Genomic DNA, 17,166 nt, shown 5'->3' on the forward strand with positions numbered 1-17,166 from the left:
GTGCTGCCGTGCGGGTGACTGACTAAACTCCGGTTTTCGATGTGCCAGTTGGGCACGGAGGGCGACACGGGGGAGATGCCGCCATGGCGATGATGCTGCCGGACGAGCTGGCCTGGTTGTTGGAGATGCTGGGCTTCGACTGGCCCACCGCCAACGAGGACCACATGATGCAGTGCGCCCAGACCTGGCGGGACTTCGGGGCGCAGGTCGGCGACATCCAGGCTGCGGCGATGCAGTCGGCCGGCAACGTCACCTCGGAGAACTACGGCGAGTCCATCGACGCGTTCGTCGAGAAGTGGGACAACTTCGCGGGCGGTTCCGGTTACCTCGACGACGCCCGGCAGGCCGCCGAGGTCATCGCGGGCGTCTTCGACGTCGCGGCGATGCTGATCATCGGCATGAAGATCGCGGTCATCGTCCAGTTGATCGTGCTGGCGATCCAGATCGCGGTCGCGGCGGCGACGGCCGTGGTCACGTTCGGCCTGTCCGGGGTGGCGTCGGCGGCGATGACGCAGGTCTCCCGGATCGCCATCCGCAAGATCCTGAAGGAGGCCGCGCAGGCGCTCCTTGAGGCGGCCCTCGAGGCGGTGAAGGAACCGTTCGTCTCCGCGTTGGAGGAGATGTCCAAGGACCTCGTCGCGCAGACGGTCAACCAGAACTTCGGCGCGCAGGACGGCTACAACCTCGGGCGCACCGCCGATGCGGGCAAGACGGCCGTCAAGGACGGGTTCGACAACTTCGGCTCCACGCTGGGGGAGTCGTTGCGGGACGGGGCGGGTGGCCGGGCCGGGCATCATGCGCGGAGTGGGCTGGACAGTGCGGCGGGGAATTCGTCGTCATCGGATTCGTCCACGTCCTCGTCGTCCTCGTCCTCGTCCTCGTCCTCGTCGTCATCGGATTCGTCGAGGGGCGGAGGCGATGGAGGGACGGGCTCGAGTGGTTCGAGCGGTTCCAGTGGTTCCAGTTCTGGTTCGAATGGCTCGGATTCCGGTTCCGGTTCGAGTTCTGGTTCCGACTCCGGTTCCTCGCCCTCTGGTTCGGAATCGAGTTCGGGTTCGGGCTCTACGGGGACTGGCGGCAGCCCAAGTTCCGGCCCCAGCCACAGTGCAGGCGCCTCGGGCTCGGCGGGCGTCGGGCACGCCGCCTCGGGCGGAACGGGAGTCGGCGCCCACGCCAACGTAGGCAATGACGGAGCCTCCGCATCCGTTTCCGCTACGGCACCGGGGGCCGACCGGCCGCTGACCCCGTTCGACGCGGGCTACAACGACCAGCCGCAGGCGAGCACGCCGGACGCCTCGAACAGCGGCGGCACCCCGGACACCTCCGCCCCCACCCACCACCAGGGCAACGACCACGCCACCCCCGCGGCCGCCTCGATCGACCACGGCACCCCTGACACGTCCTCCGCCGTCCCCCACGCGCGCGTGGACGCCGACGTCAACACGCCTACCGCGACGCCCACCCCGGACCCAGCGCCGTCGACGCAGCACGACCCGGTCGCACAGGGCATCAACACGGCCACCGAGAGCGCCGCCCCCGCCCACGACGGCAACGGCCCCCTCTCGCAGTCCCCCGCCCACGACCCGTCGACCGCCACGGATCCCCGTACGCAGGCGCAGCAGCCCACGACGCCGACGACCCCGGCGGGCACCCCCACGCCCACCGACACGTCGTCGCCCACGACGCACACCCCCGGCACCCCGGGCTCCATACCCGGCGCCGCCACGCACACGGGCACGAGCACGGCCACGAGCACCGGCTCCGACACGACGTCGCACGCGCGTACGTCCACCCCCACGTTCCACTCGCAGAGCGTGTCGGCCACGGAAACCCACACCACCCCCAGCCGCCCCGCGCACACCCCGACCCCCACGAACACCGATCCGAACCAGTCGACGCCGGCCCAGAACCAGGCCCCGCACACCGGCCCCGCCCCGGCCACCGCCACGCCCACGCCGAACGCGACGACGCCGTCCCCCGGCCCGACCCGCCAGGCCCCGCCTCAGGCCACCCCCACGACTCCCACAACCCCCAACCCCCGTACGACACCCCCTCGTACAGACGCTCCCCGTACCGACACCCCTCGTACGGACATCCCCCGACGCCAGCCCTCGCACCCGGCCCCCACGCAGCCCTCCACCCCGTCGCCGAACATCCCCTCCCAGCCGTCGCCCGCCACCCCGCAGCGCCCCACCCCCACGGAGACCCACAACCCGACGGCCGCCCAGGCACCCACACCCGCCCCGGTCGGCGTCTACGCGGTCCCGACCCCCGCCGCGAACCCGGCGCCGAACAACAACCCCAACTCCCAGAACCACGGTTCGAACCCGCCCGGTACGCCGCCGTCCGCGGCGCCCACCCCGTCGCAGCCCGCCCCGCTCTCGCAGGGCCAGAGCCTCCAGCAGATCCGCGACAGCCTCAACCACGCCCCGTACGGCCTGCTGCCGCCGGACCCGGCCGACCAGCAGGCGCTGGTGAACGCCGTGCCGCGGAACCCGGACGGGACGCCGCAGCGGCACCCGGATCCGTTCGGCCAGTGGGCGCAGTTGCAGAACGACGGCGGCTTCCAGCAGCCCGGGCGCTCCAACAACTGCCTGGACAACGCCCGCGCCGCGCTCTCCACCTGGTTCGGCAACCCCCAGGTCGCGGCGCCGCGCACCCCGGACACCAACCCGGACGGCTCGCTCGACACGATGTCGCCCGAGCGCGACTCGTACAACAACCTCGACGCGTGGGCCGGCCGCCCGCAGATCTGGGCCGGCGCCGACCACCCCAACCCGTACGCGCGAATAGCCCAGCACCTCCAGGAGGCGGGCCCCGGCTCGGCGGCCGTCGTGGGCGTCCAGTGGCCGGGCGGCGGCGGTCACGCCTTCAACGTCTACAACCACAACGGCCAGATCGTCTGGGCCGACCACCAGACCGGCGAAATCAGCCCCAACCCCATCCACACCGGCGCGGCGGGCGTCCGCTACGTCCCGTTCGACGCCAACGGCCAGACGATGGACGCGCCGTGGGAGAAGAAGCAGGACGAGGGGGCCGAGGCGCAAGCCAATCAGAAGGATGAAGCCAACCCAGATCACGAGCACATAACCCAGGAACAGGCCAGCATGTCTAGCGTCCCGATTGGCACGCCCGGGACTGATGGTGCAGCTCGTTCTGGAGCCCTGCTCGGTGAAGGGCCTTTGGCAGGGGCGGAGCAGGCTCCTTCGTACGGTGCGGCGGGCGACAAGCAGAACTCTCAGGACGACTCAAGCGCTGAGGAAGCTCCGAAGAAGCCGAAACGTAAGGGAGCACTTCCTTTGGAGCCCGAGGGGAGTGGCTCGACTCCCTTCGGCGAAGGCCAACCTGGCCAGGGGAGTCACGCGCATTACAGCATGCTGCCAGAGGAATCACAGGACGCACTGCGTGAAAGTCATGAAGTCACGCAGATAGACAGCGAGCGCACTCATCAGGAGCTTCAGAGGTGGCTGGATGACGGCTCTCTGGCTCGCGTCCTTGATGTGTCGTCTCGTGAAAACGGCAACACGGGTTCGTACACGCACAGGGAACTTGCGGAGGCTCTACCTGGGTTCGATTCCTTGTCGCCGTCCGAGCGGGGAGAAGTGGTGGCGACTCTGGCTCGATTGAGCCTGGACTTCCATCGGGAAAATGCGGTGGGTCACAATTCCTTCGGGGTCGACCCTGAGCTTTTGAACCCTCCCTATGCGAACCCGCCGTCCACGCTCCCACAGCAGAATGACATATCGCGCGGGGTGCATTACCACGCGCAAGCCGACATGTTTGGCACCCGGAATGGAAGCAAGCTGAGCCCCAGTCGGCAGGCCTTTGAACATGCGCAAGGGAAGTACGGCGAAGACGTAGTTCAGCACATGCGTGCTACGGAAGGAGGGGGGAGCAGCGGGAATCGGCCAGACTTCACGGCGCGAAACTATGCTGTTGTCGAGGTTTTTGATCCGAGCGACAATCAAACGTACTACCTAGTCGATAGCTCGATCCCTCAACAAACTCCTGATGAGGCGCATTCAGAGCCCCACCTCGGAAACTATCTGGATTTGGTCAACTCTCACCGTCAGGCGGCCGGACAGGAACCGGTTTCGGCGCGAAATCTTTACACGGAACGCGAGCCCTGTGGAGACCGGTCCGGGAAGCCGCGCGCTGACTGTTCAGGGTACATTCATGATGCGGAAGTTTTTGAAGGTGTTCCGGTCGGATACGCCACAGGGTTCCGCAGGGGGAGCCTTGAAGACGGGGCGGAAGTCAAGAAAAGTCAGGTTCAACGTAGCTTTAGTCGCGATTTTCAAGCGAACCTGAACCGGAAAATTGAGATCTGGATGGAGCTTGCCATACAGAGGCAGGGAGGGGCGGCTGCTGTGGAAGGCCCAGGCCAATAGCCCTCTGGCCGGGACGGTGGTGCGGGTACGTATGATGCGAGCCCCACCGCTCGCAACAAGGAGTGTCTGTGCGTATCGATTGTTCGGGGTTGACGGCCGACGAAGTGTTGTCTGCTGTGGCGGGCGTTGTGGCTGCCTCGGACGAAAGGGTGCAGGACGTCGCCGAGTTGGTGAACGTTGACCATGCTGGTCCACTGTTCACCACGACCGAGCCGGCACGGATCGCGGAGTCCGTCCCTTTGGCGGTGCAGCGGGAGTTTGGTCTGCAGACGCGCGTTGTGATTGCCGAGGCCGAACTCGCCCCTGTCGTTCGTGTGCCGACGGTTACAGATGTTGCGCCGGTGGTAGTCGAGACACTTGTCGCAGCCACAGGGGCACTGGAGCGCGACGCGGTAAGTCTTGCGGTCTGGCAGTGCGTTGCTCAGGCCGTACTTGATCGCGAAGTGCCTGTCTCAACACTGCGGGCGTTGGCGAATGCCTGGCCCGAAGTCCTCGTGCTCGAAGCTCCTGACGACGGCTCCGGACTGGAAACGGTGCGGTTCGTCAACCGTGCCGCGCATCGTCTGATCCGCGCCTCCCACCCCATACCCGTGGCCGCTCAACAGGCCATCACCACCGCCCTGTTGGAACTCCACGCACGCCGGCCGGACACCCTCTACACGACATGGGCCCTCCCAACGCACGTGGCGCTCGCAGACGACATCGAGGGCCTGTTGCGCGAGCCCGCTCTCCTTGCCACTGTCCACTGGTACGGACTGTGGTCCGCCCTGGCGACGGCGTATCCAAATGGTGTCCCCGGCGGCGGCACCGCCGCTGACGTGCACTTCCTGCACGCCCAAGGCGTGCGGCCGGGAACCCAGGGGGAGTGGGTCGCGTGGCTGCACCATGCCGCTGTCTCGCGGGGGGATCGCGCGATGGCGGACGCGCTGGTCGGGGCGGTGACGGCACCGCTGCCGTGGCGCACGATCTGGTCGCGTTGGCGGCTGCCGGGCGGCCCACTCGTGGCGTATCCGGGGCGTGTGGGTGTGCAGGAGATACGAGCCGACGCTGACGCCGATGGTCGCCCGCTGGTGGCGGAGTGGCGTGAGACCGCAGAGGCGTCGCCGGGCGAGACCGCGGCCGACAGCGGTGGCGCCGTGCGATACGTGTACGAGCGGTGGCGCCGGGATGCGTGGACGGGCCGGCCGGTCGACGGCCCCACCCGGGTCGTCAGCGCGTGGCCGAAGCGGAGCGCGGGGCATCCCGCCGCCGAGGTCTCCTACGCCTCCAACCATCGCGGCGCATGGCAGCGGTCCCCGCGTGAGCCCGCAACGGATGTGCCCAGGATGCCCGAAGCGGTCCGCCAAGCCGTGCGCCTGTCCCGGGACGCGGACGGCGCCGAACTGTGGGCCTTCGCCGGGTACGGGGGCCAGTTCGCCGCGCTCGTCGACCCGAAGGCCGTCGAGTCGCTTCCTCGGAGCCGAAGCCCCTGGACGGAACTCTTCCTCCCGGGCCCGCTCACCAGCGCCGCCCTCTGGCCGCTCCCCGCCGACATCCCTCGTACGGATGACGAGGTCACCCGCGACCGCCTGGAACGTGCCGACGCCTTCCGCGAGGGAGCGTGCCGTCCGATCGCGCCCGCCTCCGTGCCCGACCTCTTGACCCACGAGCCGTCCCGCCGGTTCCTCACCGAGATCGGCTGGCCGCACACCCGTGTCATCGGTGGCTTGTACGCCCCCGACCTGGAACAGCAGCCGCTGACTCCATCCCCTGATCATCCGGGGATGGTCGAAGGGCTCGGTCAACTGGCGTCCTGGACGCTGTACCTCGACGGATCGAGCGGCGTGGTCCATGTCGTCGACGACGGTGAGCTGGTGCCGGTGGCGAGCAGCCTGCCGCGACTGTTGGCGCTGGTCCTCCTCGACCACCTGGTCCTGAGCACGTCGCTGACGAGCTCGGAGCTGGAGTCGGAGGTCCTGTCCGACAGTGTCCCGGCGTGGTTCGCGGCTCTGGATCCCCTCGCAGCGGATTCGCCTGCCTGGGAGGGAATTTTCGAGGATCTCGAGTACGAGTCCGAGGACTACGCGACGCTCCTCGACGAACTCGATGCCTCGGCGCCGAGGTGACGGGTGAGGTGAACGAGGCCATTCGCGAGAGCGTCATCGTGGACGCGGCCGCCGAGCGGATTGCGGCGTGACAGCAAGGCGACGAGTCGTTCGTCGCCGAGCTGATGGGGTCTCCCGGCTAGGGGCGTACGGAGGTCCTCCGGCGGTCGCGGGCGCTGCTGCCCCGGGCCGTATGGGTCGACGCCACGGGACTCAACGCGCGCGAACTGCTGCAACAGGCGCGCGAAGGGCTGGAGCGCGTGGTGTCGGCGGGGGCGACGGCCTCCGGTCGTGCTCGCCGCTCAGGGGCAGACACTGGCTCGGGCGGGCGCGTACGGCTGCCCGCAGGCCGTGCTTGACTGCCTGCAACGCGAGATCGTCGGGCGCGCGCGTTGACTGTTGTGGAAGTGGGCTGGTGCGACCGGTGGTTCGTGTCCCGGCCGAGGCTGGAGGCCGAGACGCCCCAGCGGCGGCTCGACGAGCGTTCCTCCGACCCAACTGCGGGAGTGGGCGCTCCAGGCGCTCACCTCGCGCAGTCGTCCGCGGCCACCGTCGAGGTGTGGCGGCACCTGTCCCGTCTCCTCAACGGCGGCGACCTGGAACTGCCCCTGGACGCCCCGGAGGTCTCGCGCTCCGACGACGGCGGTCGCGTGTGGTTCGGTGACTGGTCGCGGCGAGATGAACTGGCGGCCACCGTGGATCGTAGCCACGCCCGTCGCGTCCATACCGAGATGCCCCCGGCGACGACTGGGCCCCGAGTGGCACAGGGGCAAGTGGAACGTCGACTACCAGGCCCCTCATCTCGTGGCAGAGAATCTGGACGTCTTCGTTCGCCTCGTCACCACCTGGGCCGCCATCGGCGGCCACTTCCCGATGGCGTACACCCGGAGCGAAGTCTTCGGCCTGCGCAGCACATTGGAGGGCAGCCTCCGCGATTTCACCCCGCATGCCGCGTACAGCTGGTGGACTGAGTGTCTTCAAGAAGTGCTGTAACCGGCGTGCGCCCCGCCACGTCTGAATCAACGAAGCCCAACCGTCAACGACCTCGGAACGGAGCCCCCGTGTCCCTTCCCACCCTGTCCGCCCCCGACGCCGTCATCGCCCACCTCCGCACCCCCACCAAGGAGTGGGTGGAGGCCTGCACCGGTGAGGTGGGGACCTTGTTTCCGCGGATCGACATCGAGGGCGGTGGCTATCAGGGGAAGGGCGGCGACGTCGGGTGGAGCCCCGAGCCCGCCGAGATCTTCGCCGGGCACTATGGCAAGGATGACGAGGTTCCCGAGTCCTGCGACTGCATCGGCGTGTACGGCAGCGAGTACCACCTGATGGAGATGCCGAGCGGCGAGATCGCGGTCTACGACCCCAACGGCTGGGACCACGCCTCCGGCATGGCCTCCGCGCGCGAGTTCGCCTCCGCCGCGCATGCCGGCGCCGCCGTCGCGCTGCTCGCCGCCGTCGTACGGGATCTGGATCAGGCCGACGGCATCGAGGACGACGACGAGCGGGCGGAGGCGCTGGAGACGGGGCTCGAGGAGCTCGGTGAGTTCGTCGGGGCGCTGCCGGACGATGTCGGTGGAGCGCATTTCTGGGAGGCCGCCACCGAGAGTCTCGCCGATCACTACGAGCCCTAGAGGCCCCGCCAAGGGTGCCCGACAATCGTCTCTACCTGGGCCCCACCCGGCTCAGGATGAGCCCCCACCCCCTCGTCGGCTAGGGTCGCGGGCATGACACGTACGGGTGGAGACAGCAGCGGTCTGCAGTGGGAGGCGGACTTCTCGCGGAAGTGGGAGACCGAGCTTCCGCCGGAGGAGCGCGCGCTCGCCGAGGAGCGGGAGCGGGTCGCGGGGCTCGAGCGGAGCGAACGGCGGCGGGGGATCGTCTGTGCCGCCGTCTTCCTCCTCGCCGCCGTCGCCGCGCTCGTCGGGCAGGCCGTCGGCAGCGCAGGTGCGGTGGCGATCGGGGCCAACGGTCTCGGTGTCCTCGGCGCCTGCGGCGCGCTCTGGCTCGCCGTGCGCGGGGCGGGCGGCATGGGCCGTCAGGGGCTGTGGGTGATGGTCGGATCGCTTCTGGTCATCGGGGTGGGGCAGGCCTTCTGACCAGGCCAGGACCGGCCCCGTCCGTCACGTCATCTTGTGCATGCTGGAGATCGTCCCGCCGTTGCCCGCGGCGAAGTTGATGTCGTTCTTCTCCTGGCGGATGAGTTCCTCGTTGAAGGACTCGTTCTCGTCGTGGTTCTTGGCCATCGCGCCGAGCGCGCCGCCGATGTTCGTCAGCTCCTGCGCGAGGTGCTGCATCGACTCGAACATGCCGGTCTGCAGGCCTTCGTAGGCGATGCCGAACTTCTCGCCGATCTCGTCGTCGCCCCACGGCGGCATGTCCGCCTTGTCGGCGAAGCTGGTCAGGCCCTGGACGAAGCCGTCGACCTGGCCCTTCTGCGGGGCCGGAGCCTCGCCGCTGGTGGGGGCGCAGGCGTTGACGGAGGCCAGGCCGTTCTGGAGCGAGGCGGCCGCCCGGGCGAACGCGGCGCCGAGGTCCTGGAAGTTCGTGCCTTCCCGGGCCAGGGACGTCGTATTGGTACCGAATCCTTCGCGGGGCATCGGGACTCCTCTCGGAACGGGCGGGTGGTCAGCGGGTCAGAACAGGCCGTGCCACATCTGCTCGACGACGACCGACCACCAGTTGCCGGCGTCGTCGAAGCACGTGGGGTCGAGCGCGAGGAGGCGGGCCTGGAGGTCGGCGACCGTCGACCCCGCCTCGTACGGGTTCATGCCCAGCATGAGGTCGCGCGTGGCGGCGAGCGTGGCCAGGCAGTGCGCGAGGGCGGCCACCGACGCGTTGACGTAACGGCCGCTGCCCGTCGCCGGGTTGGCCGCCCATACGGTGCCGGCCTCCTGCTGCACCGTGATCACGTACTGGCCGTCCGTGCCGATGCGGGTGTGCCCGGCGAGGATGTCGGCGGCAGCGGGGGACAGCTCGGCCCCGAGCTCGCGCAGGTGCGTCGCCGCGTCCACGAAGAGGCCGCCGCGCGGCGCGTTCTCCGGCCGGTCCGCCGTGAAGAAGAAGCGGACGTCGGCCGGGAGGCCAGGGCTCTGCAGAGCTGTGCGCGCGGAGTCGGGGAGCGCGGCCGAGGCGAGCAGTTCCGCCTCGTAGCGCTGCACCGGGAGGTTCCCCGGGAGTTCGGCGGGCAGCGTCGGTGCGGAGGTCGGCGGTGCGGGCAGCGGTATGCGGTGCGGGCGCGGCGGCGGCGCCTGGCCCGCCAGCCGCGCCATCGACTCCACCTGCGCCGTCAGCGCGGCGACCCCCTCGGCCCGCTCGGCCGGGTCCGCGCCGTACGGGTGGCTGGAGGAGAGCGCCGCGTTCGGGAAACCGGCCCTGAGCGCGTTCAGCGTGTAGCCGCCCGGCAGGGAACTGGGGCTGAGGTCCGTGTGGACCGCCACCACGTTGCTCGCGGGCACCTCCGCGGCGCGCAGGTCCGCCCACCCCTGGTACTCGACGTGCGGCAGGCCCGGGGCCGAGACGCGCGTCAGGTACGTCTCCTCGCCGGTGCGCGGGTCGACGTACGTGAACACCGCGGTGTTGCCGGGGCCGGTGGCCGCGGGGGTGCCGCCGCCGTCCGACTGCGCTGCGTGCCGTTCGTCCTGGTCGTGCGTGGTCACGGCTGGGTCTCCATCGGACGGGGGTGGGGGACGGTCGGGGAAGGTGTCGAGGCTAGTCGACCGCCCTGCTCGGAGAACTCGGGGCGGGCCCGAAGGACCTGCGCGTACTCGGACAGCCCGTCCTGGTCGAACGCCGCGGCAAGATCCCGCAGCGCGGCACCCCGGCCGCCGATCAACGGATGCGGCTCGTGGGCGGCGTGACCGCCCGCACCGCCCGTCCCCTCGTGTTCCCCCATGCCCCGTCTCCCCCGGAATTCGCGTGGCGCACGCCCGTCCCACCAGCGTGCTGATCACTGCCGACAAAGTCTAGTGCGGCCCACTGACAACCCGGCGGAGAAGCCCGCCTAGCCCTGTCCGACCGTCCGCCGGTACAGGCTGATCGCCGAGTCCGGCGGGAAGTTCGGGACGTACATCGTCGAGCCGTCCGTCTTCGAGATCACGAGGTGGCTGCCGCCGTAGGAGGGCGGCTCGGTCGGCGGGAACGTGGCGTAGATCAGGAAGCCCAGGTCGAACTCCTGGACGTTGAGCGTCGCCGGCGTCCCGTCCGCGCACAGCGGCTGGAACGTCGTCCGGGCGATCGCGAGCGCCTCGTCGGCGGTGCGCGGTGCGGTGGTCAACTTCCGTCTCCTCCGGTCGTATTGCGCGAACGGCGCCGGGGATCGGATGAAACCGAACCCCGGCGCCGTACCGTACACAGGTCACACGGACGCGAGCACTCCGTGCGTCAGCTGCTGCGCATCGGCAGCCACGCCGTCTGCACGAGCTGCGCGCCGCCCTTGCGGGTGACGAGCATGCCTCGGCCGGGCGGCAGCTTCTGCGGCTTGAGCGGGCCGAAGATCTGGCCCTCCGCCGGGTCGCCGGACAGGATCAGACCCGTCGCGCCGAGCTCCTTCATGCGCTGCATGACCGGCTCGAAGGACTGCCGCGCCGCACCCGAGGACGAGCGCGCCACGATGATGCGCAGGCCCAGGTCGCGGGCGAACGGCAGGTACTCGAGCAGCGGGTTGAGCGGGTTGCCGGAGCTGGTGGCCACCAGGTCGTAGTCGTCGACGATGACGAACGCGTCCGGAAGGTCGTACCAGGAGCGGTTGCGCAGCTGCTCCGGAGTGACGTCCGGGCCGGGCATACGGCGGCCCATGGAACCGGCGAGGCCCGTGATGACCTCCTGGAGCTGCGGACCCGAAGCGCAGTACTTGTAGACGTGCGAGTCGGGCATCTCGCCCAGGTGCGCGCGCCGGTAGTCGCCCACCACGATGAGCGCCTTGTCGGTCGCGTACCGCTCGGAGATCTGCTTGGCGACCATGCGCAGGACCGCGGACTTGCCGGACTCGGACTCGCCGTAGACCACCATCAGCGGGTCGTTCTCGAAGTCGATGAACGACGGCGAGAGCGTCGTCTCGTCGACACCGATCGCGATACCGCGCTCCGGGAAGTCGTTGCCCTTGGGGACCTCGCTGATGTGCAGCTTGGTCGGCAGCATCCGCACCGGCGGGGCCGCCGGGCCCTGCCAGTGCTCGGAGATCGACGACACCATGTGCTCGATGGCCTGGCCGAGCGTCGACACGTCGGAGGCGGCGTCGATGCGGGGGAGCGCCGACAGCGAGTTGAGCTTGTCGGGCGTCAGACCGCGACCGGGCATGCCGAGCGGCACGGCCTCCATCTTCTTGCGGTCGAACTCCGACTCCATCGGGTCACCGAGCTTGAGCTCCACACGGTTGAGGAGCTGGTCGCGCAGGGCGGGCCTGACCTCGGTGTAGCGGGCGGAGCCGATGATGAGGTGGACACCGAAGCCGAGACCGCGCGACGCCAGGTCGAGGATGACCGGGTCCAGCTGCTCGTAGTCGGTCTTGAACGCGGCCCAGCCGTCGATGATGAGGAAGACGTCGCCCCACCGCTGGTCCGGGTACTGGCCCGCGGCGCGCCGGGACCGGTACGTGCCGATGGAGTCGATGTTGTTGGCGCGGAAGAACTCCTCGCGCTCGTTGAGGATGCCGCGCACCTCGGCGACCGTACGGCGCACCTTCTCGGAGTCGAGGCGCGACGCGACGCCGCCGACGTGCGGCAGCCCCTCCATCGCGAGCATGCCGCCGCCACCGAAGTCCAGGCAGTAGAACTGCACTTCGGACGGGGTGTGGGTGAGCGCGAACGACGTCATGACCGAACGGATCAGCGTCGACTTGCCGGACTGCGGACCACCGACCACGAGACCGTGACCGGCCGAACCGGAGAAGTCCAGGTACTGGATGTCGCGCCGCTGCTCGAACGGCTTGTCGACGAGGGCCATCGGCACGACGAGCTTGCCGAGCGCCGGGTAGTCCGGCGCGTGCAGACCGCGCTCCGCCGTCGCCGACAGCGGGGGCAGCAGCGAGTCCACCGAGGGGGACTCCTCCAGCGGCGGCAGCCACACCTGGTGGGCGGGCGGGCCCTGGCCGACCATGCGGGCCACGATCACGTCGAGGACGGTGTCCGCGAGCGCGTCGTCCACCTGGTCGGGCACGACCTCGGGCTCCGGCTCGTGGATGATCTGCTCGGCGACCGGCGCGGCCGTGAAGAGCACCGGCTGCCGGTGGGTGCGCGAACCGCCGCCACCGGAACCGCCGGCGCGGTACACGCCACCGACGTAGGCCGCCTTGAACTGGATCATCGTCTCGGTGTCGTACTTGAGGATGCCCGAGCCGGGGACGTTCGGCAGGTGGTACGCGTCGGGGACACCGATCGCCGTACGGGACTCGGCGGCCGAGAACGTACGCAGACCGATGCGGTACGACAGGAAGGTGTCCAGGCCGCGCAGCTTGCCCTCTTCGAGGCGCTGCGAGGCGAGCAGCATGTGCACACCCATGGATCGGCCGATGCGGCCGATCTGGATGAACATGTCGATGAAGTCGGGCCGCGCGGTGAGGAGCTCGGAGAACTCGTCGAGCACCATGACGAGGGAGGGCAGCGGGTCCAGCGGGGCGCCGGCCGCGCGGGCCTTCTCGTAGTCGGTGATGTTCGCGTAGTTGCCCGCGGAGCGGAGCAGCTCCTGGCGGCGCTGGAGCTCACCGGTGATCGAGTCGCGCATGCGGTCGATCAGCGTGAGGTCGTCGGCCAGGTTGGTGATCACGGCGGCGACGTGCGGGAGTTCGGACATGCCCGCGAAGGTCGCGCCGCCCTTGAAGTCCGCGAGGATGAAGTTCAGCGTCTCCGAGGAGTGCGTCACCGAGAGGGCGAGCACGAGCGTGCGGAGCACCTCGGACTTACCGGAACCGGTGGCGCCGACGCACAGGCCGTGCGGGCCCATGCCCTCCTGGGAGGCCTCCTTGATGTCGAGCATGACGGGCTGGCCGTCGCGGTCGACACCGAGCGGCACACGCAGCCGCTCGTGCAGGGTGCGGGGCCGCCAGGTGCGCCCGACGTCCACCGAACCCGCGTCGCCGATGCCCATGAGCTCGGTGAAGTCCAGGTTGGCGAGGAGCGGTTCGTCGCCGTCGGCCGAACCGGCGCGCAGCGGCGCGAGCTGGCGGGCGAGCGCCTCGGCCTCGGTGAGCGACAGGGTGTCGCAGACGCCGGTGTACTGCGTGCCGCCCTGCGACTCGAGCAGCAGTTCGCCCGGCTGGACCTGCACGGACAGCGAGCCGCGCAGCTCCTCCACGACACCGGGGACCACCTCGATGATGGTGACGCCCTGAAGACCCTCGGCGCCCGCGATCAGCGACTCGTCGGGGATGCCGCCGCCGTCCATGACGACCACCAGGTGCGGCTGGTCGACGACGGGCGGGCCCTGCGGGTTGAACCGGCCGCGGCCCTCCAGCTCGTCGGCGAGCATCTCCTCGACCTCGCCGAGGTCGCCCACGATGACGCGCTGCGATCCGGCGCCGTCGGTGGAGCTGTGCTGCACGTGCGGCAGCCACTTCGTCCACTCCCACTCGGCCATCGCACCGGGCGAGGCCACCACGGCGACGCGCAGGTCCTCGGGGGAGTGCAGCGTGCAGAGTTGGGCGATCATGGCGCGCGCGGCGCCGTACGTGGTGTCCGGATCGCCGGACACGCTCACGTGGTAGAAGGAGCGCAGCGACACCGCGAGCGGCAGCGCGTCGAGCGTGCCGTGCGTCTCCAGGAACGACTTCATCGCGTGCGCGGTGAGCGGTTCCAGCTCGTCCAGCGGCGCGGTTTCCGGCGCCATCAGGGGAGTTGCCAGCTGCTGCGGGCCGAGCCCGAGGCGGACCTGCGTGAAGTCCGAGTCGCTTGAGCGCCGTTCCCACACCCGGCGGCCCTCGGCGACGAGCGCCCAGAGCTGCTCCGGGTTGGGGTGCAGGAAGTACTGCCCGTCGCGCTGCATGCGTGCCGTCTTGCGCACGTCACGCCGGATCTGGGTCAAGTACTTGAGGTAGTCCTGGCGTTCCTGGGCCATCTCGGCCCCGCCGCCCTGCCGCGCCTTGATCAGCTGCGCGAGCGCCATGGCCAGAGTGGAGGCGATCATGACGCCACCCATGATCTTCATGATCGACTGGCCGGAGGTGAAGAAGAACGCCGAGGACGTGCCCATGCCCAGCATGGGCAGCAGGCTCATCATCAGGTTCTGGTCTTCAGCCCGTGCCAGCTCCGGCGGGGGTTCGAGACGCACCTCGTCCGTCGGCACATCGGGTGGCAACACCCGAGGCGGTCGCTTGACGATGACCACGCTCACCGAGGCACCAGTCCTTAAATCTTCAGTCGTCGATCAGTTCAGCGCGCACGAGATGTCGTGCACATCGGGACATGTCGGACCGCCCCCGTTACTGGCGGTTCCCCCAGGCCGAGTCCGCGGCGCATACGGCGCAGCTCTCGGCGTGCCCGGTGATCCTACTGACTCATCCCAACTCGCGGGGCCCATGGGGTGAGGAGGCTTTGTGGACGCTACGCTGTCGCCCCGCGCGTGACGCCGTCCGGAGGTCGCGCCGCCGCACCGATACCACATCAAGTACCACGCCAAGTCATGACATTAGGGGGAACCGCGAGGTGAGCACCACAGCTCTTGCCGGGGGCGGAACCGGCTTCTGCCGGGTCACCGTCGCCGCACCGGACGCACGTATCGATGTGGCCCTGCCCGAAGACGCCGCCCTTGCCGACATCTACCCGGAGATCCTCCAGCTCTCCGGGCAGAGCCAGGCCGAGGGCGCCCCGACCGGGTACCACCTGGTCCGCCGGGACGGCACCGTCCTCGACGCCGGCCGCTCGCTCGCCGACCAGCGGGTCCTCGACGGCGACGTGCTGCTGCTGCGCCCGTTCGCCGAGTCGCTGCCCGCCGCGGTGTTCGACGACGTGTCCGACGCGGTGGCCTCGGCGGTCCGCCGCGACCGGCGCCGCTGGAGCGACGGCCTGATGACCGTCGTCGGCCTCGGCGCGGGTGTCCTGCTGCTGACGCTCATGGCGTTCGCGCTCTGGTTCGCGAACCCGGTCGACCGCGACATGCACAGCCTGCCCGGCATCATCGCCGGCGTCGTCGGCGTCCTCCTGGTGGCGCTCTCCGTGGTCCGCGCGCGGGTGTACGACGACCGGGCCGCGTCCACGTCGCTCGGTCTCGCCGCCCTGCCGCACCTGCTCATCGCCGGCTCCGGCGTCTTCGGGGCCGACGCGGGGTCGGGCCCCGGCCGGCTCCAGCTGCTGTCCGGCTGCGTCGTGGTGCTGATCGCCTCCGCGCTCCTCGTGGTGCTGCTGCCGCACGGCGACGCCGTGTTCGTCGCGTCGTCCCTGTGCTCGGCCGTCGGCGCCCTCGCCGCGTTCGGCGCGCTGCTCACGGAGGCCTCGCCGAGCGAGGTCGCCTCCGTCACCGGCGTCGTCGCGATCATCGCCATCTCCTGGCTGCCCGGCATGTCCGCCCGTTCCGCCCGGCTCCCCATCGGATACCGCTCGCCCGACCAGATCGCCCAGGGGCGTGACTACGGTCGCGACGAGGAGGAGAACATCGACTTCGGCCGCATCGGCGCCCAGGTCCGCCGCGGCCACGAGCTGCTCCTCGGCCTCGTCATCGGCTGCGCGGCGCTCGCCGTCGGCTGCGCCGGCGTGGTGCTCGGCTTCTCCGACAACGTCTGGGCCCAGCTGCTCGCCCTGGCCTCCGGCATCGCCGTCATGCTGCGCGCCCGTCTGTTCGACTACACCGCGCAGGTCGCGTCCCTGGTCGTGGGCGGCCTGGTGATCCTCGGTCTGCTCATCCTCGGTGTGACCCTGAACACCCCGGCCTCCCTCCTGCAGAGCTTCATGCAGGGCGACAGCGCGCCGCTGAACATCCACATCCTCTGGTTCGCCGCCGCGATCGGCGGGGGAGCGGCGCTGCTCGTCATCGTCGGCCTGTCGGTGCCGCGCAAGGGTGTCTCCCCGTTCTGGGGTCGCATGCTCGACCTGTTCGACGGCTTCGTGCTGCTGACCCTCGTACCGCTGTGCCTCGCGGTGCTCGGCCTCTACACGCAGGTCCGCAGCATGGTCAGCTGACCGCGGACCGAGCGGCCCACGGCCGTGGTCGGGGTGCCTGCCTGCCGGCTGGTACCCTGTTCCACGGCCGTTTGTGTACGCGCCCCCGGCAGCAGCTGGGAGCAGCGCCCAGCGAGCCCCGCCTCCCGAGTCACGGAAGCTCCCCTGAGATGTAGACCAGGGGCACTCGGTGGCCACGATGAACACTACGAGGAGTACGCGTGTCTCTCGACGCCGCTACGAAGAAGCAGATCATGACCGAGTTCGGCACCAAGGAGGGCGACACCGGCTCCCCCGAGGTCCAGGTCGCGCTGCTTTCCCGCCGCATCTCGGACCTGACCGAGCACCTCAAGACGCACAAGCACGACCACCACTCGCGTCGTGGTCTGCTGATCCTGGTCGGCCAGCGTCGCCGCCTGCTGCAGTACCTGGCCAAGAAGGACATCCAGCGCTTCCGTACGCTGGTCGAGCGCCTCGGCATCCGCCGCGGTGCGGCCGGCGCCCGATAAGACGCTGTGAGAGGGGGCGGTTCCCGATTGTGGGAGCCGCTCCCTTTGCCGTACGTGCGCACTGTCACTGACGCTTTGTAGTCTGGTGACGTACGACTAC

Annotated in this window: 12 protein-coding genes; 7 read left to right on the forward strand and 5 right to left on the reverse strand. The window is 69.8% G+C overall.

Annotation, left to right across the window (positions count from 1 at the left end):
- The first annotated feature begins 83 nt into the window (after nt 1–83).
- The 5 genes from ACTWJ8_RS27965 to ACTWJ8_RS27985 all read left to right on the forward strand — a co-directional run bounded on the left by ACTWJ8_RS27965 (nt 84) and on the right by ACTWJ8_RS27985 (nt 8,571).
- The gene (locus tag ACTWJ8_RS27965; RefSeq protein ID WP_443260571.1) at nt 84–4,391 is read left to right on the forward strand and encodes a toxin glutamine deamidase domain-containing protein; all 4,308 of its coding nucleotides are present in this window, start codon (nt 84–86) and stop codon (nt 4,389–4,391) included.
- Nucleotides 4,392–4,480: 89 nt separating this feature from the next.
- Nucleotides 4,481–6,496: an SUKH-4 family immunity protein gene (locus ACTWJ8_RS27970; protein ID WP_443260572.1), complete on the forward strand. Its 2,016-nt coding sequence runs from the start codon at nt 4,481–4,483 to the stop codon at nt 6,494–6,496.
- Nucleotides 6,497–7,279: 783 nt separating this feature from the next.
- A complete protein-coding gene (locus ACTWJ8_RS27975; protein ID WP_356389398.1) occupies nt 7,280–7,468 on the forward strand; it encodes a hypothetical protein in 189 nt (62 codons plus the stop codon).
- A 68-nt stretch (nt 7,469–7,536) separates the two neighbouring features.
- The gene (locus ACTWJ8_RS27980; protein WP_356389400.1) at nt 7,537–8,106 is read left to right on the forward strand and encodes a hypothetical protein; all 570 of its coding nucleotides are present in this window, start codon (nt 7,537–7,539) and stop codon (nt 8,104–8,106) included.
- A 93-nt stretch (nt 8,107–8,199) separates the two neighbouring features.
- Nucleotides 8,200–8,571 (forward strand): hypothetical protein, encoded by a 372-nt coding sequence (locus ACTWJ8_RS27985; RefSeq protein ID WP_356389401.1) that lies wholly within the window; start codon nt 8,200–8,202, stop codon nt 8,569–8,571.
- Nucleotides 8,572–8,595: 24 nt separating this feature from the next.
- Here ACTWJ8_RS27985 and ACTWJ8_RS27990 read toward each other — a convergent pair whose 3' ends face one another.
- From ACTWJ8_RS27990 to eccCa, 5 genes are all read right to left on the reverse strand, one after another.
- Nucleotides 8,596–9,072 (reverse strand): hypothetical protein, encoded by a 477-nt coding sequence (locus ACTWJ8_RS27990; RefSeq protein ID WP_356389403.1) that lies wholly within the window; start codon nt 9,070–9,072, stop codon nt 8,596–8,598.
- A 36-nt stretch (nt 9,073–9,108) separates the two neighbouring features.
- Nucleotides 9,109–10,131, reverse strand: coding sequence for an SUKH-4 family immunity protein (locus tag ACTWJ8_RS27995; RefSeq protein WP_443260573.1), 1,023 nt, complete (start codon nt 10,129–10,131; stop codon nt 9,109–9,111).
- Nucleotides 10,128–10,367, reverse strand: a complete 240-nt coding sequence (locus ACTWJ8_RS28000) for a hypothetical protein (protein ID WP_443260574.1) — start codon at nt 10,365–10,367, stop codon at nt 10,128–10,130. Before ACTWJ8_RS28000 ends, ACTWJ8_RS27995 begins: the two co-directional genes overlap by 4 nt.
- 108 nt (nt 10,368–10,475) lie before the next feature.
- On the reverse strand, nt 10,476–10,748 hold the full coding sequence (locus tag ACTWJ8_RS28005) for a hypothetical protein (protein WP_356389409.1): 273 nt from the start codon (nt 10,746–10,748) through the stop codon (nt 10,476–10,478).
- Between the two features lie 107 nt (nt 10,749–10,855).
- Nucleotides 10,856–14,797, reverse strand: a complete 3,942-nt coding sequence (gene eccCa / locus ACTWJ8_RS28010; protein ID WP_356389410.1) for a type VII secretion protein EccCa — start codon at nt 14,795–14,797, stop codon at nt 10,856–10,858.
- Nucleotides 14,798–15,108: 311 nt separating this feature from the next.
- Here eccCa and eccD point away from each other — a divergent pair, with 311 nt between their 5' ends.
- Both eccD and rpsO read left to right on the forward strand, forming a co-directional pair.
- Nucleotides 15,109–16,578, forward strand: coding sequence for a type VII secretion integral membrane protein EccD (gene eccD / locus ACTWJ8_RS28015; RefSeq protein WP_356389412.1), 1,470 nt, complete (start codon nt 15,109–15,111; stop codon nt 16,576–16,578).
- Nucleotides 16,579–16,778: 200 nt separating this feature from the next.
- The gene (gene rpsO / locus ACTWJ8_RS28020) at nt 16,779–17,066 is read left to right on the forward strand and encodes a 30S ribosomal protein S15 (RefSeq protein ID WP_356389414.1); all 288 of its coding nucleotides are present in this window, start codon (nt 16,779–16,781) and stop codon (nt 17,064–17,066) included.
- The last annotated feature ends 100 nt before the right edge of the window (nt 17,067–17,166 follow it).

The sequence above is a fragment of the Streptomyces sp. SDT5-1 genome (genome assembly GCF_052245995.1).
GTDB lineage: Bacteria > Actinomycetota > Actinomycetes > Streptomycetales > Streptomycetaceae > Streptomyces.